Genomic DNA, 19,000 nt, shown 5'->3' with positions numbered 1-19,000 from the left:
AAGATTGGGTATTGGTTAATCGTAAATGTTGTCCGTTCGTTTTACGATTGTTTCATACCCACTAATATCTTAAAATCCATAGTAATTTCTCTCAGATCCATCTGTAAAATGAGTTCTTTGCACTCTTGAGAAGCTCCCCAAGATAAAGGTGTCATCTCAAGCAAAGGTGCAATGAGGTGTTCACTGAGGCTTACCTGATATTGAACGTTTTCAACAGCTATTAGATTGAACCGTTCGTTAAAATAACGAATTGTAGGTGTATTTGAATAGACCTGTTTACCTGTTCCTTTGTAAAGGATACCTCTTAATTCTGTAAGATAATGCTGCTCAGGAACCACTTTAATTACCAAACCACGATCTGTGAGCAATCTCTGGAATTCGGAATAATTGGCTGGCGAAAGAATGTTAATGATGAAGTTGAATTGCTCGTTAGCGAATGGGATGTTTGCAATGTCTGCAACACACCACATGGCATTTGAATATTCCGCTGCAGCAAGACTAATCCCCTCCTTTGAAATGTCGATTCCCACAGCCAATGAATGGTTACGCTTTTTCTGATTTATTCTGGTTTGTATGCTGTTCAAATGAGAACCTTCTCCGCAACCTGCATCCAGTAAACGTATGGATTCTTTACTCATGTTTTGACTCACAATTATTTCACTTACGGCAGCCTGCATGGGATGAAATAACCCGCTCTCGCTAATTATTCTTCTCGTTTCAAAGGTTTGTCTATCATACTTAGATTTAGTGGAACGTGAGGATAGATTGATATATCCTTGCTTGGCAATATCAAAACAATGCCGATTCATGCAAATTAAGCTCTGCAATTGAATTAATTTCATCGGTTTACTGCATAACGGGCAACGAAATATCTCTTGCGACTCCTTGATTCTCTCAAGACTCATCAACTTTTTACTTTTGTTAAACACAAAAAAGCACCCTTTCATTCGTTTTAGGTCAACGAAAAAAGGCACAGTCAAACAAACCCGGGCATTTTGTTTAAAAAATCCGGGGCATGTGAGCTGTACCTTTTCCTACCTTAAACGAATGAATTGGATAATCATATTTAAGCACTCCTTATCTTGAAAAACCTTAAAGCACTTAAATAGTAACATGTTTCGAATAGATAGTGAACTTATACTAAATTTATAAATAAATTCACTATTAAAGATAAGGCGTAACTTCTCCTAGTTACCTAATTGGTCTTGTCGGAGCACGTTGTTCGAAAGTATCTGATTTTGCATCGAGTTGCAGTAAAGTGTCCATACTACTTCCGAATATATATAAGGGAGAGACTCGAATGGATCTGCAGAGCGGTAAGTTATACTGGCCGACAACAATAGCTAATCCCCCCTCTTACCCTAAGTTGGAGGAGGACATATCCTGCGATGTGCTCATTATAGGCGCTGGTAGCTCCGGTGCTCAATGCGCAAATTTCCTTTGTGACCAGGGAGTATCTGTCGTTATCGTCGATAAGAGAAAAGTTGGAGAAGGCAGTACCAGCACCAATACGGCCTTGATTCAATATGCAGGTGAGAAAAGTTTTGTATCGCTCAGCCACTCCTTTGGTGAAGAAGTAGCCGCTCGTCATCTTAAACTGTGTGAGGAGTCTATTAACCACATTGAGCGGGTAAGTCGTCAATTACCGATTGATCCGGATTTTATAAGACGTGATAGCCTCTATTACGCAAGCTATGAAGAAGATGTTTCCGCTTTGAATGAAGAATATGCCCTTCTACAGAAGTACGGATTTAAGGTAGATCTGTGGAATGAAGAGCACATATCCGGCTCGTACCCCTTCCGGAAAAAGGCAGCACTGTACTATCATGACGATGCAGAAATGAACCCCTTAAAATTCGTATATGGACTTCTTGAGAAAGCAAAAGCTCAGGGAGGAAGGATCCATGAGAACACGGAGATAACTGGAAGACGATTCGAACAGGATTATGCCGTCTTCTACACCAAGGAACGTCGCGAAATCCGAGCCAAACATGTAATTATTGCAGCCGGGTATGAAGATAGTGATTTTAAATCCGAAAAGAATGCTACGCTGGCAAGCTCCTATGCCGTCATTTCGAAGCCGATTAGCGACTTTTCAAGCTGGCACAAACGAACGTTAATATGGGAGACTGCACGTCCTTATGTGTATATGCGTACGACCCCGGACAATCGGGTTATTATCGGAGGAATGGATAAGGATACTTCCTTCGCCGCAACCCGAGATTCCAAAATCCTGGCAAGCAAGGACAAGCTCATCCAAGAGTTTAACAAGCTATTCCCTGACATTCAGGCTGAACCTGAGTACTATCTGGGCGCCTTTTACGGAGGCACACATGACGGATTGCCTGTCATCGGTCAATACGAGACCTATCCCCATTGCTATATTCTGATGGCATACGGAGATAACGGAACCGTGTATAACGGCGTTCTAGCCAAAATTGTTTCGGATAAGATTCTCACTGGATCGAGTTCGGATTTCGATATCTACCTGCAAAGCAGACCGCTTATCTCCAGATAATTCGAGATCTGCGCAGCGAATGGATTGGGTACAAGCCTGAAGCAACATGCTCAGGTTCTGGTTTCGCCTGAAACAAGAACCTGAGACACAAAAAAAGCCGATTTCACAATGGAAATCGACCTTCAACAACGCTCTTGTTCCCGTTACTCCGTGATAATAATCGGACCATTTTTGGTCAGGATAATCGTATGTTCAATTTGAGCTACATAGCTCTTTTTGGTAGCAAAGGTCCAGCCATCATTCTTTTGGAATACTTCTTCTTCTAAAGTTGAAATAAACGGCTCGAATGCAATTACCATTCCATCTTTTAGCAATTCATCATCCGACGTATCGTTGTAATTATAAATATGATCAGGTGCTTCATGGATTGTACGTCCAATACCATGTCCTGTAAGGTTTTTAATAACCGTTAATTCATGTTGTTTGGCGGTTTGGAACACTGCTTTTCCGATTCCGCTTTTTTTGGAACCAGGTTTTGCTTTTATAAGCCCTGCTTCAAATGCTTTTTTTGCAACGTCGCATATTTTCGTTAATACTTCTTCTCCCTCGCCAACGACAAAGGAGATTCCCGTATCTGCAAAATAGCTGTTCTTAGAACCAGATACATCTATGTTTACGATATCACCTTCCTGAATAACGCGCTCTCCAGGAATACCATGCGCCACTTCGTCATTAACACTGATACATGTGTACCCCGGAAAGTCATATTCACTTTTTGGAGCTGACACGGCACCTTCTTTGGCAAAAAGCTCACCAGCTATGTCATCGAGTTCTTTCGTTGTTATACCAGGAACTGTGCGTTGTACCAATTCATCCCGAATAGCAGCTACTATTTTACCGATTTCCTTCAAACCATTAAAGTCTTCTTCTGTCTTTGCAATCATTTTTTCTACCTCACTATCTTTTATCATCAATGGACTACATCAATGTTATTCTCTCGAATAACTTAAACAATGTAAATGGGTAACCATACCTCTAACTAACTCACCTAGCCCTTTTGGAGATTGGATGAGCCTTATTATAATCTCTCCAAAATCATCAGTGTTCAGAAGTAGAAATACTCGGTCATCTGTGACCACATCTATTTATAATAACGTAAATAAGCAATATTAACTATCCTGTCAATACGGAATTCAATTCAAAAACAATAATAATTCCCTGAAATTAGTCCATTCTATAAAGAAGTCTCAATTTACTCTGTAGAAAGAAGGGTATTCAAGATTGAATGGATTAAATGAATGGCTCAAGCAGATTGCACATAATTATGCACTGATCGTCATCGCAGCAATAGTATTTTTTGCAGTGAAGGCCGTGATTGGATTTATTACATTTAAACATTATGATAAACAATTAAAAATGGTAAACCAGAAGCTCAATACACTACTTGAGGATAAAAATAAGATGGACTAACGGATAGAGTGGCTTACCGTGCTTCAGGTCGATGAATATGAGGAGTGATCATCATGTTGGGAAATATTATTTTGGGTTTTATGATTCCTGTTCTAATTGGTGGATGGATTTTACGTAGACACCCCAAAATCCTCATTATTTTTTATCCGCTGGGCGTAGCCGCTTCTGCTTGCGTCAATAGTGTGGGTTTCAATTTTTTCTGGAACATTCTGCCTAACTCCAATAATCAGTCCTATACAGCTCTTCCAATGGATTTGGGTATCTACCCTATCTCAGGATGTCTTATGATGTTTGCCATCCTTAATAAAGGTACAAAACCCTGGCTCGCCATAGTCATTACAGCCGTGGTTCTTACCCTCATTGAATGGCTGGCCAAAGAAATGGGCAGAGTAGTGTACTTCAATGGATGGAATATCTACTGGACTGCCCTTTCCTACCTTCTTCCTTTGGTTTTAGCATACGGTTATGGGCTCCTTTTTAGGAAGCAGTTCATACAATCAGAACAATAAGAAGGGATTGTACGTGTCGGTCAATCCCACTTTTGGCTCCATCCTGATGTTATTTGCAGATATGAGAATTACGGGACGCTATTTTTTCTTGGTTTTTCGGATCGTTCCATTATCCTTGATTTCGTAGTGGAAATCCTTGTCCTCTGCTCCGCCTCTGTCGTTTGTCACCCGGAACGTTGCCGCATCTGCTGCCCGCTGCACAGCTCCCGTGACGAAGCAAAATACGGATTGGTCATCTGTCCCCCAATATCGATTCAGCATCCGGAAGCTCGCACCGTCAATTCCTTTTACCGTGCGTCTTCCATTGGCATTGTACAGTCCTTGCCGATCAACCGCCCAACTTTCTGGCCCCTCATCGAACAAATAAACGAAACTGGCACGGTCCAGCTTCTTGGCCAAGTTGCCCCACTGGTAAACCGCGTTTCGATCAACCGCCCAGCTTCCCTGCTCAGACAATAACTCGAAGCTTTCCGGGTCAGCTCCAGTAATGGGCTTCAAGATGTAATCCGGATGACCGAACGGGCTGTCTGTACGAACAAACTGAGCGTGGTAGACATTAAGAGCATCCTTGGAGAGGCCCAGATGCCCTGATGGCAGCAGACATCTAAACGTTGTACGATCAGCTTCTGCCACCATATACCCATTATAGAAAATATTCTCCGCATCACTTCCGAACAACCCGCCCAATGAATTGAAATTCATCGCGTCTGCTCCGCTAACCTTTCTCCAATGACAATAGATACTCTCCTTATCACGACCATACTGGTCGCTCAACACCTCGAACGTGACAGGGTCCGCGCCTTTTACCAAATTGAATATGGTACGTGTCCCCTTACGGTTTGAGGACCCAATCTCCTCACAGTAGAAGACTGCATAATTGGTTCTGTACCAATTTTCCCGAATTTGTTCCGCCCCTTCCTCTGTGTTTTCGTAGTCTGGATGCCACCAACCGTGTATGTCGGGATAAGTTTCCCTCAGCCATGAGCTCAGCTCATCCTTGCTGCCATTGGCGTACGACAGTGAGTCAAACAGATGAAAAACATGATCCTTATCGGTACAGAAATCCAGGTGAGCCACTGTTGTCGCCACATCTATATCGTCCCATGTGTGAAACCTGTCGCCGCTCTTCACATAAAGCCGATGCTTGTCCTTGGCGAAATATGGCGAGCCTGGCAGCAAGATAAACGTGGCAGGGTCCGCCCCTAGAATCAGCTTGTCTTCCAAGTAGACATGCTCGGAAGCCAGTCCGTAATCATCGTCCAATACCCGAAATTCGGTGGTTTCTTTACTCACTAAAGTCACTTTGGTCTTGCGTCCATCAAACCACCATATTCCATACTTGTCCCGTAGATATCCGAACGGATGCCACCCGCGATTGAAGATATGAATGATCGAGAAGCCCTCACTTGTAATGCCGCCTTTAATCACCACTGGCTCTCCTTCTTCCTTATTCAGCAAGACACGGTTAGCTTCGATGACAAACAAGCTCTTCATAGAATATCCTCTCCTCATAGGTCGTTTTGTCCATCATACACCAGTCCTCTCTTACCAAAAAGAAAAGCCCCTTACATCTGTCTAAGGGGCTGTAAGTTTATTATGCTTCTTCCTGTTCGGCCTGACTAGGCCCAGCCATAAGGCCTTGGACGGCACCCATGAACGGCTTGATGGACTTGATCATACCATAGCCCATTTTCACGACGGGCACGAATTGCTGGATCATGCCGAATAACCGCATTCCTCCGCCAAGTAATCCTCCAGCACCTCCAGCTGCGGCCCCGCCACCGAGCCCGCCAAACAAGGAACCCATCATAGGGAGAAAGGACGAAACCTGCGCTTGCGACATGTGACGCGAACGCGTAGATGGCTTACGTGTGCCTTTGCCCTGTTTTCTTTTATAAGAGGAGCCTCCCTTATTGCCTGTAACAACCTTTCGGTTCCGGTTAGAACGCTGGAGATTGCCTCCTGTTGTTGGAGTGCCCAATACGGTTCCTCCGCCAGTTAGCACCACTCCACCGTTATTCACTTCAGCGATATAACCAATGTATGTTTCACCATTATGAAGAGTCACGCAGACGGGTTTGGCTTTATATCGCTTTGCCTTTAGGCGTATATCGTTGATTTTAGCCATTGAATTCACCTCGCTCTACTGATCTCCTGTAGTTTACGCAATAAATGGACTGCTTGCCTGTGCGAATGGGGCATCTGTGAGGTATTCTTAATGCGAAGGTTTTTTTATGTGAACCTGAATAGGTTTAGCAGCTCTGGTAAGTGACCCTGAGATGATGACCCCAATCATCACAGCAATCATGGCATTCAGTAATCCAAAATGTTCTCCCAGGAAGCCCAGAAATGGCGGTCCAACCAATGAAGCAATATATCCAGATGTAGCTACAGCACCAACTCTTGCCGCTGCGCCTTCAGGTTCATCTCCGGCTGCAGACAAACCAACCGGAAAACCTAGTGAAGCCCCGAGACCCCACAAAAGCACCCCAATTGCCGCAAGAATGTAATGTTGGCCCCAGATTACGAGTATTAGACCCAAAATGGCTGAGACCGCGCAACCCGTCAATACTCGCACCCTCCCATACCGATTCAGAACCCACCCTCCTGAGAAACGTCCAAGAGTCATGGCTGTAACAAATAAACCGTAGATCAATGAACCTGTCAATGCATTCACACCATGTCCATCAACCATAATTAATGGCAACCAATCGTTCGCAGAACCCTCAGCAAATGCCATCCCCAGAACCATGACACCGATCAACAAGGTTCGTTTCTCCGTCCAGACCTTTAACTGCATTTTGACACCTGTACCCTTTTGAGAGGAGGCTTGGATCGTTTCCTTGCCAGTCACTTCAGGAAGAAAGCGAAAACAGCTCAATAATATTACGGTGATGAATAAGGCAAGAATTGAAAAATGAATGATAATTGGAAGCTCAATGGCTTCTGCGCCAATTCCGATCACTGCCCCAGCAAGTGTACCTACACTAAAAAAACCATGAAAAGCAGGCAATAAAACTTTGTTTAACGCCTTCTCGACTGCAGAACCTTCCATGTTCAGACCGACTTCGGCTGCACCGAAACCACATCCAAACAGAAGTAATCCAGTCATAACAATCGACATGACCTGTATTGATGCGCCAATCCCTATGACAACGAATCCAATCACAATCATGAGAGAACTGATCACGATCACTAATCGTGCACCTTGACGGGCAATGACAGATCCCGCCGTTAGTAATCCTGTCAACGAACCTATCGACAGGGCAAAAATGATCATTCCCATCTCTGCGGTAGAGACGTTCAGTGTATCCCTTACCGCAGGTGTTCGAGCTACCCAAGAGGCAAAAGACAGACCTGGCAAGGCAAATAACAGGAACAAGATGTTTCGAAGCGTTCGCTGGTGTTTTAATGATTCTGTCATATGATAGTGTTCATCCCTTCTCGATTTAATAATACTTTTAATAAGTACTATGTTAAAATACTTTATTAAGTGTGTCTACTCGTTTTTACCGTCTACATGAATCATTCAACTTCAACGAACTGAGCACGTACGCTTATAGTCTTCTTCAATCGTTGAAACCAGTATTTCTAAATAACCAAATAGGCTAGCCAGTACATACTGGCTAACCTTATCATGCAAAAAATATTCTGTTACAACCCCGCTTATAATCAGCATTCAGTATGAAATTCACCCGATATCTTTACCAGATTTCTATCTCAGTGGTGCAAAATGGCTGACCGACGATAGAATCTTCTCCGTTCGTTCGATGATATCGGAAGTAAGTTCCAGTTCGGTCGCTTTGATGTTTTCTTCAATTTGTGCCGGTCTACTGGAGCCGATGATGGCTGAACTTACAACAGACTGACGCAGAATCCATGCCAGAGCAAACTGGGATAACGTTGCCCCAAGTTCATTAGCCAGTTCCGACAGCTGTGCTGTACATTGAAGCACGTCTTCACGCAAGTAACTGTTGATAACCCCATTCGTTTGATCATTGGAGGCCCGTGTTCCTTCTGGAATCTGATGTCCAGCTTTGTATTTCCCCGTCAATACACCTTGCGCCAATGGAGAAAATACGATAAGTCCCTGTCCTTCCTGCTCACATTGTTCAATAATACCTTCTCTCTCAATATAACGTTCAAACATGTTGTAGATCGGCTGATTGGATATTAATGGACGCAGATTCAGGCGTTTGCCGATCCCAGAGGCTTCAGCTATCTGGGCTGCCGTCCATTCGCTGACACCCGCATACAATATTTTACCTTGTGCCTGCAAGTCATCCAATGCTCTAAGTGTTTCGTCAATAGGCGTTTCGGAATCAAAGCGGTGGCATTGGTATAAATCAATGTAATCGGTACCCAATCGCTTCAAGCTCGCTTCGCACTGCTCCATAATGTGTTTGCGGGACAATCCACGATCGTTTGGTCCCGATCCTTGTGGGAAAAACAGCTTCGTGGCCAGTACGTAACTGCTTCGTGGATACTGTTTCAATGTACTGCCCATTACCTCCTCCGCACCCGGATAGGAATTGGATGTATCGAAAAGGTTGATGCCCAGTTCATATGCCTGATGCATGCAGGCACGCGCAGCTTCCTCCGATGTAGCCGATCCATAGGTCAGCCAGCTCCCCAATCCGATTTCGCTTACTTTCAATCCGCTTCTGCCCAGTCTTCTGTACTTCAACCAAATCACTCCTTCACTGAATAGTAAAATGAGAGCTTATCTCCTGAAAACGCTCTATTGAACAATCTTAGGATAGTGGTTAAACTTAGGTTTAAGTCAAGCCATTCAATCGATTTTTTTGAAAGGAAGATTTGCTTGGAATTTACGATTAAACAAGTCGCGGAACGCACCCAATTACCGCCTTCCACTTTACGTTTCTACGACAGGGCAGGTTTAATGCCTTTGTTGAAAAAGACGGAATACGGTACGCGCCAATATTCCGAGATGGATATATGCTGGCTGGAGTTGGTACGCTGCCTGAAGGACAGCGGCATGTCCCTAGAGGACATCAAAGCATTTATGCTGCTATGCCTGGAGGGTTCTTCCACGAGTGAACAGCGAAAGGTTATGCTGGAGCAGCATCGGCAAAATATTCTGAAACAAATGGATATGCTGAACTGCAGTCTTGGGACAATTGACTATAAGCTGGAGCATTATAACGAAATTGGCATCTTTCACATCGACTCCAAATAGCACATCGATTGTTTAATAGTCCATAAGAAAAATGCCCTTCTGAATCTGCTGGTTCAGAAGGGCATTTTTATGGTCAGTGCAGTAATGTGCATGAACCTTGAACTAAGACAATAACAGGTTGGACTATGCGGGGAACGTTGCTATACAGCTTTCTTGCATCGCACTAGCTTTAAACGAAAAGTTTATAACAGATCGAACCGAGCCAGATAGCAAGCACGATCCACACCATAATAAACAATCCTCCCGCAACCCAATTCGTAGGTTTACCATTCTTCCGAATCTCCTCCGCCTTATCCCTGCAATCCCGGATGACTTCTTGTGGAATCAGCTTCAACGCAATTGTAATGCCTAACGGGACTATAATCAGGTCATCAAGATACCCAAGCACAGGTATAAAATCCGGGATCAGGTCTATCGGACTGAATGCGTATGCTACCACGCAGATCGCAAATAACTTGGTATACCAGGGTACCCTGGCATCCTTGTATGCCAGGTACAAGACAAATACATTCCGCTTGATTTCCCTCGCCATGGCTTTTACTTTATCGATCCGTTTTACTTGTTTCATCTTCTGCCCTCGCCGCTTGTCATTGTAATATGACTTGATCATAGACCATTCACATCCGGTTTGGTAGCAAATCATGAAAAAGCATGAGGTCTAGGCTGATCAACCAATTAAATGTCCACGCAGCTCACATTGACACGCAGTATCAATCTCTCCTAACATAGGCCAGCTGTTCAGATACATCGATAACGGACTCTGGTTTTAAAACTTCAAATTCGAAGGATTTGTCCAGATAAGATACTGTGAATGCACCGGTCTGCAGCGAACGTAACTTAGCCGTTTTCAAGAAACCATCTTTCCATTCCATTTCAATTTCGAAGCCTCCTCGTGCCCGAAGACCCCGAACATATCCATGTAACCACTGCTTCGGCAATGCTGGAAGGAGTCGAATCTCTCCTGCATGACTCTGTAATAACATCTCTGCAATACCTGCAGTCCCGCCAAAGTTCCCATCAATCTGGAATGGTGGATGATCGCAGAATAAATTGGGTAAGGTGGATGTTCGAAGCAGCTCCATTACATTGTCATAGGATAACTTCTCGTCCTCAAGCCTCGCCCACATATTTAAAATCCATGCTCTGCTCCAGCCCGTATGTCCGCCCCCATTTTGTAACCGCCGTTCCAGTGTTGTCTGAGCTGCACCAGCAAAATTCGGTGTTGACTTCAATGAAATCTGGGAGCCAGGATGAAGCGCAAACAGATGGGAAATGTGCCTGTGCCCAGGCTCCAATTCATCATAATCCATACTCCATTCCTGAATTTGTCCAAATTTCCCAATGGCCGGCCGAGGTATTCTTTCCAGTGCTCTCTTTAAAGTCTCACTAAATTCCTGATCCAATTGCAAAATCTCGGAACTCTCGATACATCGTTGAAACAGCTCCCGGATAATTTGGCTGTCCATCGAGGGGCCGTAGCATAATGCTCCTGATTCTCCGCTCGGAAGAAGATAACGGTTCTCTGGTGATGATGAAGGACAGGTAACCAGATTCCCAAGCGGATCCTCGACCAGATAATCCAAAAGGAAAAGAGCGGCTTCCTTCATCGTTTCATATGCCTTTTTCAGAAATTCAACATCTCTTCCAAACTCATAGTGATCCCATAAATGCAGACTCAACCAAGCGGCTCCCATAGTCCAGAAGGTAGAAGTAATGCACACATCCTGAGGAGCTGTATCAGCCCATAGATCTGAGTTATGATGAGCGACAAATCCCCTGCAGCCATACATGACTTTGGCGGTCTCCGTTCCCCTTTTTCGCAGACGTTCAATAAAATCAAACAGAGGGATATGACACTCAGAAAGATTGCAGCTCTCGGCGAGCCAATAGTTCATCTGCGTGTTAATATTAATCGTGTACTTGCTGTCCCAAATAGGTAACATATCCTTATTCCAGATCCCCTGGAGGTTAGCAGGTAATGCACCAGGACGGCTGCTGGAGATAAGCAGATAACGACCAAATTGGAAATATAGGCCGACTAAACCCGGATCATCATGCCCTTCCTTAATTCTGCGCAGTCGCACATCTATAGGCATTTCAGCTAGAGAAGTTGAACCAGGATGACCTTCGAGAGATAGCTTCACTCTGTTATAGAGATTCTGATAGTCTCTAACATGGTCTGTACGGAGCTGTTGATAGGTTTTATCTGAAGCTTGCTCTACCCTTCGTAAACATTCCGTTTCCAAACCTGCTGCGTCCATTCGAAAATCCGTGCATGACGACACCAGAATAGTAGCGTCATTTGTTTGCTCTATTTTCACCTGACCACCAGCATAGGAAACACTGCCTCCCTTGACCAACACTCGTATAAGGCAACAAAAGCGAATTCCACCTTCACCCCCGCTCCTGCCCGTGATGACCATGTCTCCATGTTCATTTTTTCTTATGTTATCCAGGTAAGAATGGAAACCTACAGGACGCTTCAAAATATCGGACCACGGTGTAGGATTGAGTACCGATCCTCTGCCAAACAATAACGACAGATTATAAGGATTGCTTGAAGTTTGTCGTATAACCAACACTTGATCAGGGAAACTGGAGAAATATTCACGGAAAAATGGAACACCGTTATCCCTATACTTGAGACGGACAACTCCCTCTTTTAGATCAAGTTCTCTGCGATATTCCTCGATATGCTGATTGTTGCTTCCACTAACCAAATAAAGGTCACCCAGAGGTTCATAGTGACGCTGTCCATCGGGTATACCGACCAGATATGTTGTGGCAAGTTCTTCCGCTCTCTGAATTTTCCCATTGAAAACAAGCTCTCGAATCTCACTTAAATGATCAAGGGTATCCGGATTGTTGCGTTCCATCGGACCACCATACCAAAGACTGTCTTCATTTAGTTGGATTCGTTCCAGATCTGTTCTTCCGTATACCATGCCACCCAGGGTACCATTTCCCATAGGCATAGCTTCTTCCCAGCGTTCAGCAGGTTGGTTGTACCAAATTTTATCATCATTGTTCACCATATTAACTCTCCTCTTTCTTTCTTCGTCTCAAGCGTATCAAGATCAAAGCAGCTGAGGAAATGTAGATTATTAACTTTTTTCTATACGATACTATCCAATTAGAAAGAACTCTTTGCATGAGCGTCTCTGATTTATGATCGTCTTTCATTGAAAATGAAGGATGAGTTGAAGCAGGTCACTACTCTCGATCATCTATAGAAACTAATAATCTCTTGATATTAACTTACTTATCATGTAAATTAATAAATACATTTTTACTTTACATCGCTAAAGATGAATCACAACGGAGAAGGGAAAGTTGAATGGAGATCTATCTGAAGTACTTTTTAATTGGCCTAGCTATAGCAATGCCTGTTGGAGCAATCACTGTAGAAATGACAAAACAAGGATTAAAGAATGGCTTTATTCATGGGTGGGCCGTAGGTATCGGGGGCATGACCGTAGATATTTTGCTTATTCTTGCTTTGTATTTTGGTTTCGCATCTGTACTTGCCTTGCCGTATGTACAAATTCCATTGTGGATCGTAGGGGCAGGCTTCCTTGCCTATTTGGGTTACGACTCCATTAAGAATGCGGATAAAGATATTACGCCTGCAGATGAAAAAACACAGAAATCCTTTTTTAGTACATATCGAAATGGTTTGCTTGTTGCCGTATCCCCGGGTAACTTGGTTTTCTGGGTATCTGTATTTGGAGCAGTCCTATCTCAATCGTATAGTTCTTCGCATTCAGGTACCTTTGCAATTGCAGCAATCGGCGTGATGAGCGGAATTTTGGTTCATGATATAGGCCTTCTATCCATAGTTTCCGTAACCAGAAAAGTCATGAGTCGTCAAATGATCCGATGGGTTTCGGTCATTGCCGGGATTATGCTGCTTGGATTCTCTTTATACTTTGTCTATGAATTTGTCGTGAGCATAACACGATTATTTTAGAATTACGTTTTACATTAGGTTGGGGATCTGCACTTGCAGGTCCTCTTTTTTGCAAATATTTTACACAATAAACACAGAGGACAGGGTCTTCTTTTACAGTCGAATGATAATCTTCATATGGACGGACAAATGAATAAAGCTACATATGTTCATGTTTAATAATAAAAGGAGGAATTATCGTGAAATTGTCCAAAAAAGTACTTCCTGCAGCTGCACTCAGCCTGGTCTTTGCCGCTTCTACCGTCTTGTCTGCCGGTCAAGCCCATGCGGTACAAGCCGTTAGTGTAGAGACAAAAAAAATCAAGAATATCATCTTCCTCATCGGTGACGGCATGGGAACGGCTTATACTTCCGCTTACCGTTATATGAAGGATGACCCTTCGACTAAGGTCATGGAGAAAACGGTATTTGATCATTATCTTGTAGGCGCTCAAATGACTTATCCGGATGACGACACACAAAACGTTACGGACTCGGCTTCCGCGGCGACCGCAATGTCTGCTGGTGTGAAAACGTATAACGCTGCCATTGCAGTTGACAATGACCATACTGAAGTCAAAACAGTTTTGGAGCAAGCCAAGGAAAACGGAAAATCCACCGGACTTGTAGCTACCTCAGAGATCACTCATGCCACACCTGCTGCCTTCGGCGCCCACGATATTAGTCGGAAGAACATGGATGCAATCGCAGATGATTACTATGATGAATTGATCAATGGGAAGCACAAAGTTGATGTTCTGTTAGGCGGAGGAAAAACCAATTTTGTACGTGAAGATCGTGACTTGACCAATGAATTTGAAAAAGCCGGATTTAGCTATGTGACTGATCGCAGTGCCCTTCTCAAGGATACAAATAAACAGATTCTCGGACTATTTGCTGACGGAGGTATGGACAAGTTGATTGACCGTACGAGCGAAACACCTTCGCTGGCCGAAATGACACATACAGCCATTGATCGCCTAAGCTCAAACGAAAATGGGTTTTTCCTCATGGTTGAAGGAAGCCAGATCGACTGGGCGGGTCATGATAATGACATCGTTGGTGCTATGAGCGAAATGGAGGATTTTGCTGCAGCATTCGAGGCGGCTATTGATTTTGCCAAAGAAGATGGCGAGACACTTGTCGTAGCAACGGCTGACCATTCCACTGGTGGACTTACGCTCGGGAAAGACGGAGAATATAACTTTTTCGTGGATCCGATCAAAGCCGCTGTACGCACTCCTGACTTCATGGCAGCTCAAATCGCTAAAGGGGCTTCCGTGGAAGAAACACTTAAGAGCTATCTCAAACTTGAGTTAACTTCCGAAGAGATTCAATCGGTTAAAAATGCAGCTAAAGATGCAGATGTCACGACGATCGACAATGCCATCGAAGCAATTATTGATAACCGCTCGTTCACTGGATGGACGACAGGCGGACATACGGGAGACGATGTGCCAGTCTACGCATACGGTCCGGCAAGTCATCGTTTCTCCGGCCTGATCGACAATACGAATAATGCGGAGATCATTTTTGATATTTTAAAGAAGCATAAATAATATACTGCCTCTCACCAATAGCCCTTCTCTTTATCCCACAGGAAAAGGAGAAGGGCTTTTCTGTTTTATTCATAAGTTACCTTAGTGAATGAGTGGTTATAAGAAGAAAAATGCAACTAATGTTATTGTTTTAACTTTTCCGGGTTCTTCACTTTGATCGATACCACTTCCCCGCAGTCCAGACAAACGGTATAAATCTTTTCAGACCCAATCGCCAGTTTCTTATCCACTGGACGGAGATTTATAAAATCCGCAGCTTGTACAAATGAATTTCCTCCACAATCTTGACATCTCTTTTCAGTTGCTCCCATGTAGACTGATTCCTCCTAGTCATTTACTTTGCTCATCCTTATGAATGGAACCTCCTGTATTATAGGAAATGAACCACTCTCAATATACCGTATTAACCAAATCAGGACAATATTAACACATACCATAAATGACAATAACACTGCGTTTTTAACCCTAATCCGAAAGGGTACAGAGTAAAAAAACAAGAAGCCGCGTATCCCGCGACTCCTTGTCTAGCTTAAGCTCCCCACGATTCAATCTTCCTGGCTTGTTAATGTAATCTCGAATTGTGCATCTGTCTCTCCTGCAAATACAACTCTCCCATTCTCCGGAAGAATAACTTCATTGTTACCGCTGACCACAGAGTGATTAATACAGCGGCCATCCTGATCATACACAGCAAAAGCGCCATTTGATGGCAGTTTGACCGTCATGCGTTTTCCTGACACTGAATTCGGAACTGAATACCATGTCGCATAGCCACTTGCCTGAATCGTTGTTTTCGATCGATTTCCCGAATAGATTGGTTTCACGATGTCTTCACTGGCATAGATGCTGCCTCCTGCGGAAATGTACTCCACGCCGCCCTCTTCTGACACTTCGAAATCCATTAAGTCCCTGCCAGCCATACCCGGAATCTGAAGCTCCCCAATAGCCAGTTTGGCATCTATGAGCCGATTGGTATACACACGGCCTGGTGCCTCATCGAACATTTGTAGGGAGACTATTGGCAATGCATTCATATACAGCATGGATGTGTACTTCTCGTTCATTAACACATATTTTTTCCCTTCACGTGCTTGCCATGCGGCTGACACTTCTGCGGGCACTTCGGGTGTTTCCAGCTTAACTGCCTTGTATTCAGAGGTAGCCAGTTGTCCCAGGCCTTTTGCGGACAAATACGAACGGGACCATAAGTAGGTGTTTCCATTTTCCTCCTCAATGAATGCTAGCTTTTCCGTCCCTGCTTCATTTACAAACGAACCATCAGCGGTATACACATACGATTGTTCCTGACTGTTCGGCGACGTAACGGTTGAAAGGGTTAATTGACCTTCTTTCTTCACATCCAACTTCAATATAGCCCTGTCCCTGGCACCATAGTTTCCTGCAAACTGCATGATTTCCTCAGGCATGCTTGCTTTTACAGGAGTCCCATACGACTTCTCCGGCTTGCGCTCTGTAATGATCTCTTTCTCTTCAAGTGCACCGAGCAGCAGCTCTCTTGCAATCAATTGATCCGTTGAGCTTGAACCGCCAGAAGAGGTCACTGCTGCAGCCATGTTGTATTCCGGAAGCACAACGAGCGAGGAATGGTACGATAACGTGTCCCCTCCTTTGGTTACTGCCTGGATACCATACTCATTGAAAGGAAACAGGTTTACACTATCCCAGCCGAGCCCATAAGCAATGGAGGAATCCGCCTCATTGGGCCATATGCCTCTTTTGTATTCTTCTTGCTCCATGGCTTCGACCGATTCAGGCGAAAGAATGTCAACTTGTCCGGTAAAAATCTGCGAGAACTTAACCAAATCTTCGGCAGTGGAGTAAATGCCTCCCGAAGCAATGATATTGTAATTTTCTTGCGGAAGCTGCCCCTCCACTCGTTGAGAATAAACTGCGGCCATTTGGGCTGGGTCCACGTTGTCCTGCGGTGTTTTGGTATGCTCCATTCCGAGCGGTTCAGTGAAATGTTGATGAATATAACCGGTAAAAGTCGTGCCGCTGACTTTCTCAACCAGAATCTCGGCTAACGTAAAACTATCGTTGGAATACACCGAGTATGCTCCGGGGTCTGCCTTCAGATTTTGAGTCGCTAATTGGTCCAAAAAGGTATCATGCGCCTGCGTATCGTTATCTCCGTACAAGGTGGCATTATGACCGGAAGTTCCAAGGAGTCCGGAGGAATGATTCAGAAGCATGCGCGGTGTGATCTGTTTATAACGCTCGTCCTCCATTTTAAAATCAGGGATATAGTTCACCAAAGGCTGATCCAGATCAATCTTGCCTTCGTCGACCAGCTTCATCACGGAGGCTGTAACCATCATTTTGCTGGTCGAACCAATGCCATAGATTGTGTTTGCCGTAAGAGGCACCTTATCGTTAAGATCATTTTTGCCTTCCTGTCCGGAAATTGCGATCTCACCTGCATCCATGAGCGCATATTGCACGCTGGTCACGCCATACTCCCCAGTCAATATTTTAGCTTTTTCCATAACGGTGGCCTTGGTCGCATCGTACGTTAGATCCTTCCCGCTACCTGAGACTGGTGCTGCCGTCGCGGACATGGGGGCCAGCATGGTGATCGCCAAGGTAATGGCGGCTATAGAGGCTGTTTTTTTCAGTGCCAATCACATCATCTCCTGTCTGGTTTAGATAAGATCACTGCTGCAAATTGGATCACCTGCAAGTTTATTCTATAAAAATGAATTGAATATGACGTGATTATGAACGGAAGATGAACGATAAACTTGTTATCATATAGTTAAGTGATTATAATTATATTAACTTAACGATCAGAGGTGTGTTATTTGTGGATTTGTTTCGTTCTATCAACGAACTTTACTATGAATTAGTCTTAGAAAATCTTCGATCCATGAACAAGGATAAGCTGTATAACAATTTGACTTACAATAGCCTACTGTACTTGGAGGTCATCCAGCATAACGAGAACTGTACTCCAAGTTTTTTGGCTGAAACGCTTCATGTTGCCCGTTCTGCAGTTACCATCAAAGTTAACGAATTAATTGCCAAAGGTCTCGTGATCAAAACACCAAGCCAAGAAGATAAAAGAGTATACCACTTAAAGGTCAGTCCCCATTTTACAGAAGAGTATACAGCTTACGATAAATCTCTACAGTCTGCTATTCAGGAAATTGAGGAGAACTTTGATGATAAGGAAATCGCAGGCTTTATTAGAATGATGGAGATCATTAAGAAGAATTATGGGAGGGAACTATGATGAGGAACCTTTGTAAATCAAGAGAACATATAACGCTTCAGAAAATACCACTCGATCAAGAAAACCTTATGAACTTAAGAAGATATCTTAAGCATGATTTCTCCTACATTACAGGACCTCTTTACTTCATGTTTTCCAGGGCACTAAAAAAAGGGCAATTTCACGGATTATATCTGAAGGATGGAGAAAAGGAGATCGGTTATGCCATCGTTAAGGATATTTCTAATCTAGGGTTAACGCTTATCAAGTTTCTGGCCATTCTGCCACCGTATCGTTCAGGAGGTTACGGCAGCGTCTTCATGGACCAGTTAAAACTGCAATTCGGAAATCTAATATTGGAAGTTGAAGATCCGGATAAAGTGCAAGACAACAATCAAGAGGAGAAAGTGACTAGAAGCCGGCGCATCACATTTTATGAACGAAATGGTCTTCAATTGGATCCGGATATCAAATTCATTCATGCGGGCTATCCGTTGAGAGTGATGTCGAACATAATGCTTCCCAAGGCGGATTGGCTGCACATTTTTAGAAATTCACACAATCAATTATATGGCTTGCCAATTTCGCGGTTTATTTTAAAGCTCGCCGACTAGAGACTGAGG

General features: G+C 43.8%; 17 protein-coding genes. 7 read left to right on the top strand and 10 right to left on the bottom strand.

Annotated elements, in window-relative coordinates:
* Positions 1-41: 41 nt before the first annotated feature.
* Complete coding sequence (locus MH144_RS01620; protein ID WP_343226041.1) at positions 42-905, bottom strand: putative RNA methyltransferase; 864 nt, start codon at positions 903-905, stop codon at positions 42-44.
* 395 nt (positions 906-1,300) lie between these two features.
* On the opposite strand from MH144_RS01620, the gene MH144_RS01615 reads away from it, so the two are divergent.
* A complete protein-coding gene (locus MH144_RS01615; RefSeq protein ID WP_239297060.1) occupies positions 1,301-2,518 on the top strand; it encodes an NAD(P)/FAD-dependent oxidoreductase in 1,218 nt (405 codons plus the stop codon).
* 143 nt (positions 2,519-2,661) lie between these two features.
* On the opposite strand, the gene map is transcribed toward MH144_RS01615, so the two are convergent.
* Positions 2,662-3,402 carry a type I methionyl aminopeptidase gene (gene map / locus MH144_RS01610; RefSeq protein ID WP_239299217.1) on the bottom strand — a complete coding sequence of 247 codons (741 nt, stop codon included), beginning with the start codon at positions 3,400-3,402 and terminating at the stop codon, positions 2,662-2,664.
* 579 nt (positions 3,403-3,981) lie between these two features.
* Here map and MH144_RS01605 point away from each other — a divergent pair.
* Positions 3,982-4,437 (top strand): hypothetical protein, encoded by a 456-nt coding sequence (locus MH144_RS01605; protein WP_239297056.1) that lies wholly within the window; start codon positions 3,982-3,984, stop codon positions 4,435-4,437.
* Between the two features lie 78 nt (positions 4,438-4,515).
* Here MH144_RS01605 and MH144_RS01600 read toward each other — a convergent pair whose 3' ends face one another.
* From MH144_RS01600 to MH144_RS01585, 4 genes are all read right to left on the bottom strand, one after another.
* A complete protein-coding gene (locus tag MH144_RS01600) occupies positions 4,516-5,931 on the bottom strand; it encodes a DKNYY domain-containing protein (protein ID WP_239297046.1) in 1,416 nt (471 codons plus the stop codon).
* Positions 5,932-6,031: 100 nt separating this feature from the next.
* Entirely contained in the window at positions 6,032-6,565 is a 534-nt protein-coding gene (locus MH144_RS01595; protein WP_239297043.1) for a hypothetical protein, read from the bottom strand.
* 87 nt (positions 6,566-6,652) lie between these two features.
* The gene (locus MH144_RS01590; protein ID WP_239297040.1) at positions 6,653-7,861 is read right to left on the bottom strand and encodes an MFS transporter; all 1,209 of its coding nucleotides are present in this window, start codon (positions 7,859-7,861) and stop codon (positions 6,653-6,655) included.
* A gap of 291 nt (positions 7,862-8,152) precedes the next feature.
* Positions 8,153-9,124 carry an aldo/keto reductase family protein gene (locus MH144_RS01585; RefSeq protein ID WP_239297038.1) on the bottom strand — a complete coding sequence of 324 codons (972 nt, stop codon included), beginning with the start codon at positions 9,122-9,124 and terminating at the stop codon, positions 8,153-8,155.
* 135 nt (positions 9,125-9,259) lie between these two features.
* Between MH144_RS01585 and MH144_RS01580 the strand changes: the two genes are divergently transcribed.
* Positions 9,260-9,637 carry a MerR family transcriptional regulator gene (locus MH144_RS01580; RefSeq protein WP_239297036.1) on the top strand — a complete coding sequence of 126 codons (378 nt, stop codon included), beginning with the start codon at positions 9,260-9,262 and terminating at the stop codon, positions 9,635-9,637.
* 169 nt (positions 9,638-9,806) lie between these two features.
* Here MH144_RS01580 and MH144_RS01575 read toward each other — a convergent pair whose 3' ends face one another.
* Both MH144_RS01575 and MH144_RS01570 read right to left on the bottom strand, forming a co-directional pair.
* A complete protein-coding gene (locus tag MH144_RS01575) occupies positions 9,807-10,205 on the bottom strand; it encodes a YkvA family protein (protein WP_239297034.1) in 399 nt (132 codons plus the stop codon).
* A gap of 142 nt (positions 10,206-10,347) precedes the next feature.
* Complete coding sequence (locus MH144_RS01570; RefSeq protein WP_239297031.1) at positions 10,348-12,672, bottom strand: glycoside hydrolase family 95 protein; 2,325 nt, start codon at positions 12,670-12,672, stop codon at positions 10,348-10,350.
* A gap of 302 nt (positions 12,673-12,974) precedes the next feature.
* On the opposite strand from MH144_RS01570, the gene MH144_RS01565 reads away from it, so the two are divergent.
* Together MH144_RS01565 and MH144_RS01560 are read left to right on the top strand one after the other, a co-directional pair.
* Complete coding sequence (locus MH144_RS01565) at positions 12,975-13,607, top strand: LysE family transporter (protein WP_239297029.1); 633 nt, start codon at positions 12,975-12,977, stop codon at positions 13,605-13,607.
* A 179-nt stretch (positions 13,608-13,786) separates the two neighbouring features.
* Positions 13,787-15,145, top strand: a complete 1,359-nt coding sequence (locus MH144_RS01560) for an alkaline phosphatase (protein WP_481857309.1) — start codon at positions 13,787-13,789, stop codon at positions 15,143-15,145.
* Positions 15,146-15,267: 122 nt separating this feature from the next.
* Here MH144_RS01560 and MH144_RS01555 read toward each other — a convergent pair whose 3' ends face one another.
* Both MH144_RS01555 and MH144_RS01550 read right to left on the bottom strand, forming a co-directional pair.
* Complete coding sequence (locus MH144_RS01555) at positions 15,268-15,456, bottom strand: hypothetical protein (protein ID WP_239297019.1); 189 nt, start codon at positions 15,454-15,456, stop codon at positions 15,268-15,270.
* Between the two features lie 234 nt (positions 15,457-15,690).
* Positions 15,691-17,736: a serine hydrolase domain-containing protein gene (locus tag MH144_RS01550; protein ID WP_239299213.1), complete on the bottom strand. Its 2,046-nt coding sequence runs from the start codon at positions 17,734-17,736 to the stop codon at positions 15,691-15,693.
* Between the two features lie 233 nt (positions 17,737-17,969).
* Between MH144_RS01550 and MH144_RS01545 the strand changes: the two genes are divergently transcribed.
* Together MH144_RS01545 and MH144_RS01540 are read left to right on the top strand one after the other, a co-directional pair.
* Complete coding sequence (locus MH144_RS01545; protein ID WP_239297010.1) at positions 17,970-18,398, top strand: MarR family winged helix-turn-helix transcriptional regulator; 429 nt, start codon at positions 17,970-17,972, stop codon at positions 18,396-18,398.
* A 68-nt stretch (positions 18,399-18,466) separates the two neighbouring features.
* Complete coding sequence (locus tag MH144_RS01540; protein WP_239296999.1) at positions 18,467-18,991, top strand: GNAT family N-acetyltransferase; 525 nt, start codon at positions 18,467-18,469, stop codon at positions 18,989-18,991.
* Positions 18,992-19,000: the final 9 nt, after the last annotated feature.

Source organism: Paenibacillus sp. ACRRY, from assembly GCF_022346995.1.
Classification (GTDB): Bacteria; Bacillota; Bacilli; order Paenibacillales; family Paenibacillaceae; genus Paenibacillus.
Note: the sequence above shows the minus strand (reverse complement) of the source record. Positions and strands in the feature narration are given on the sequence as shown.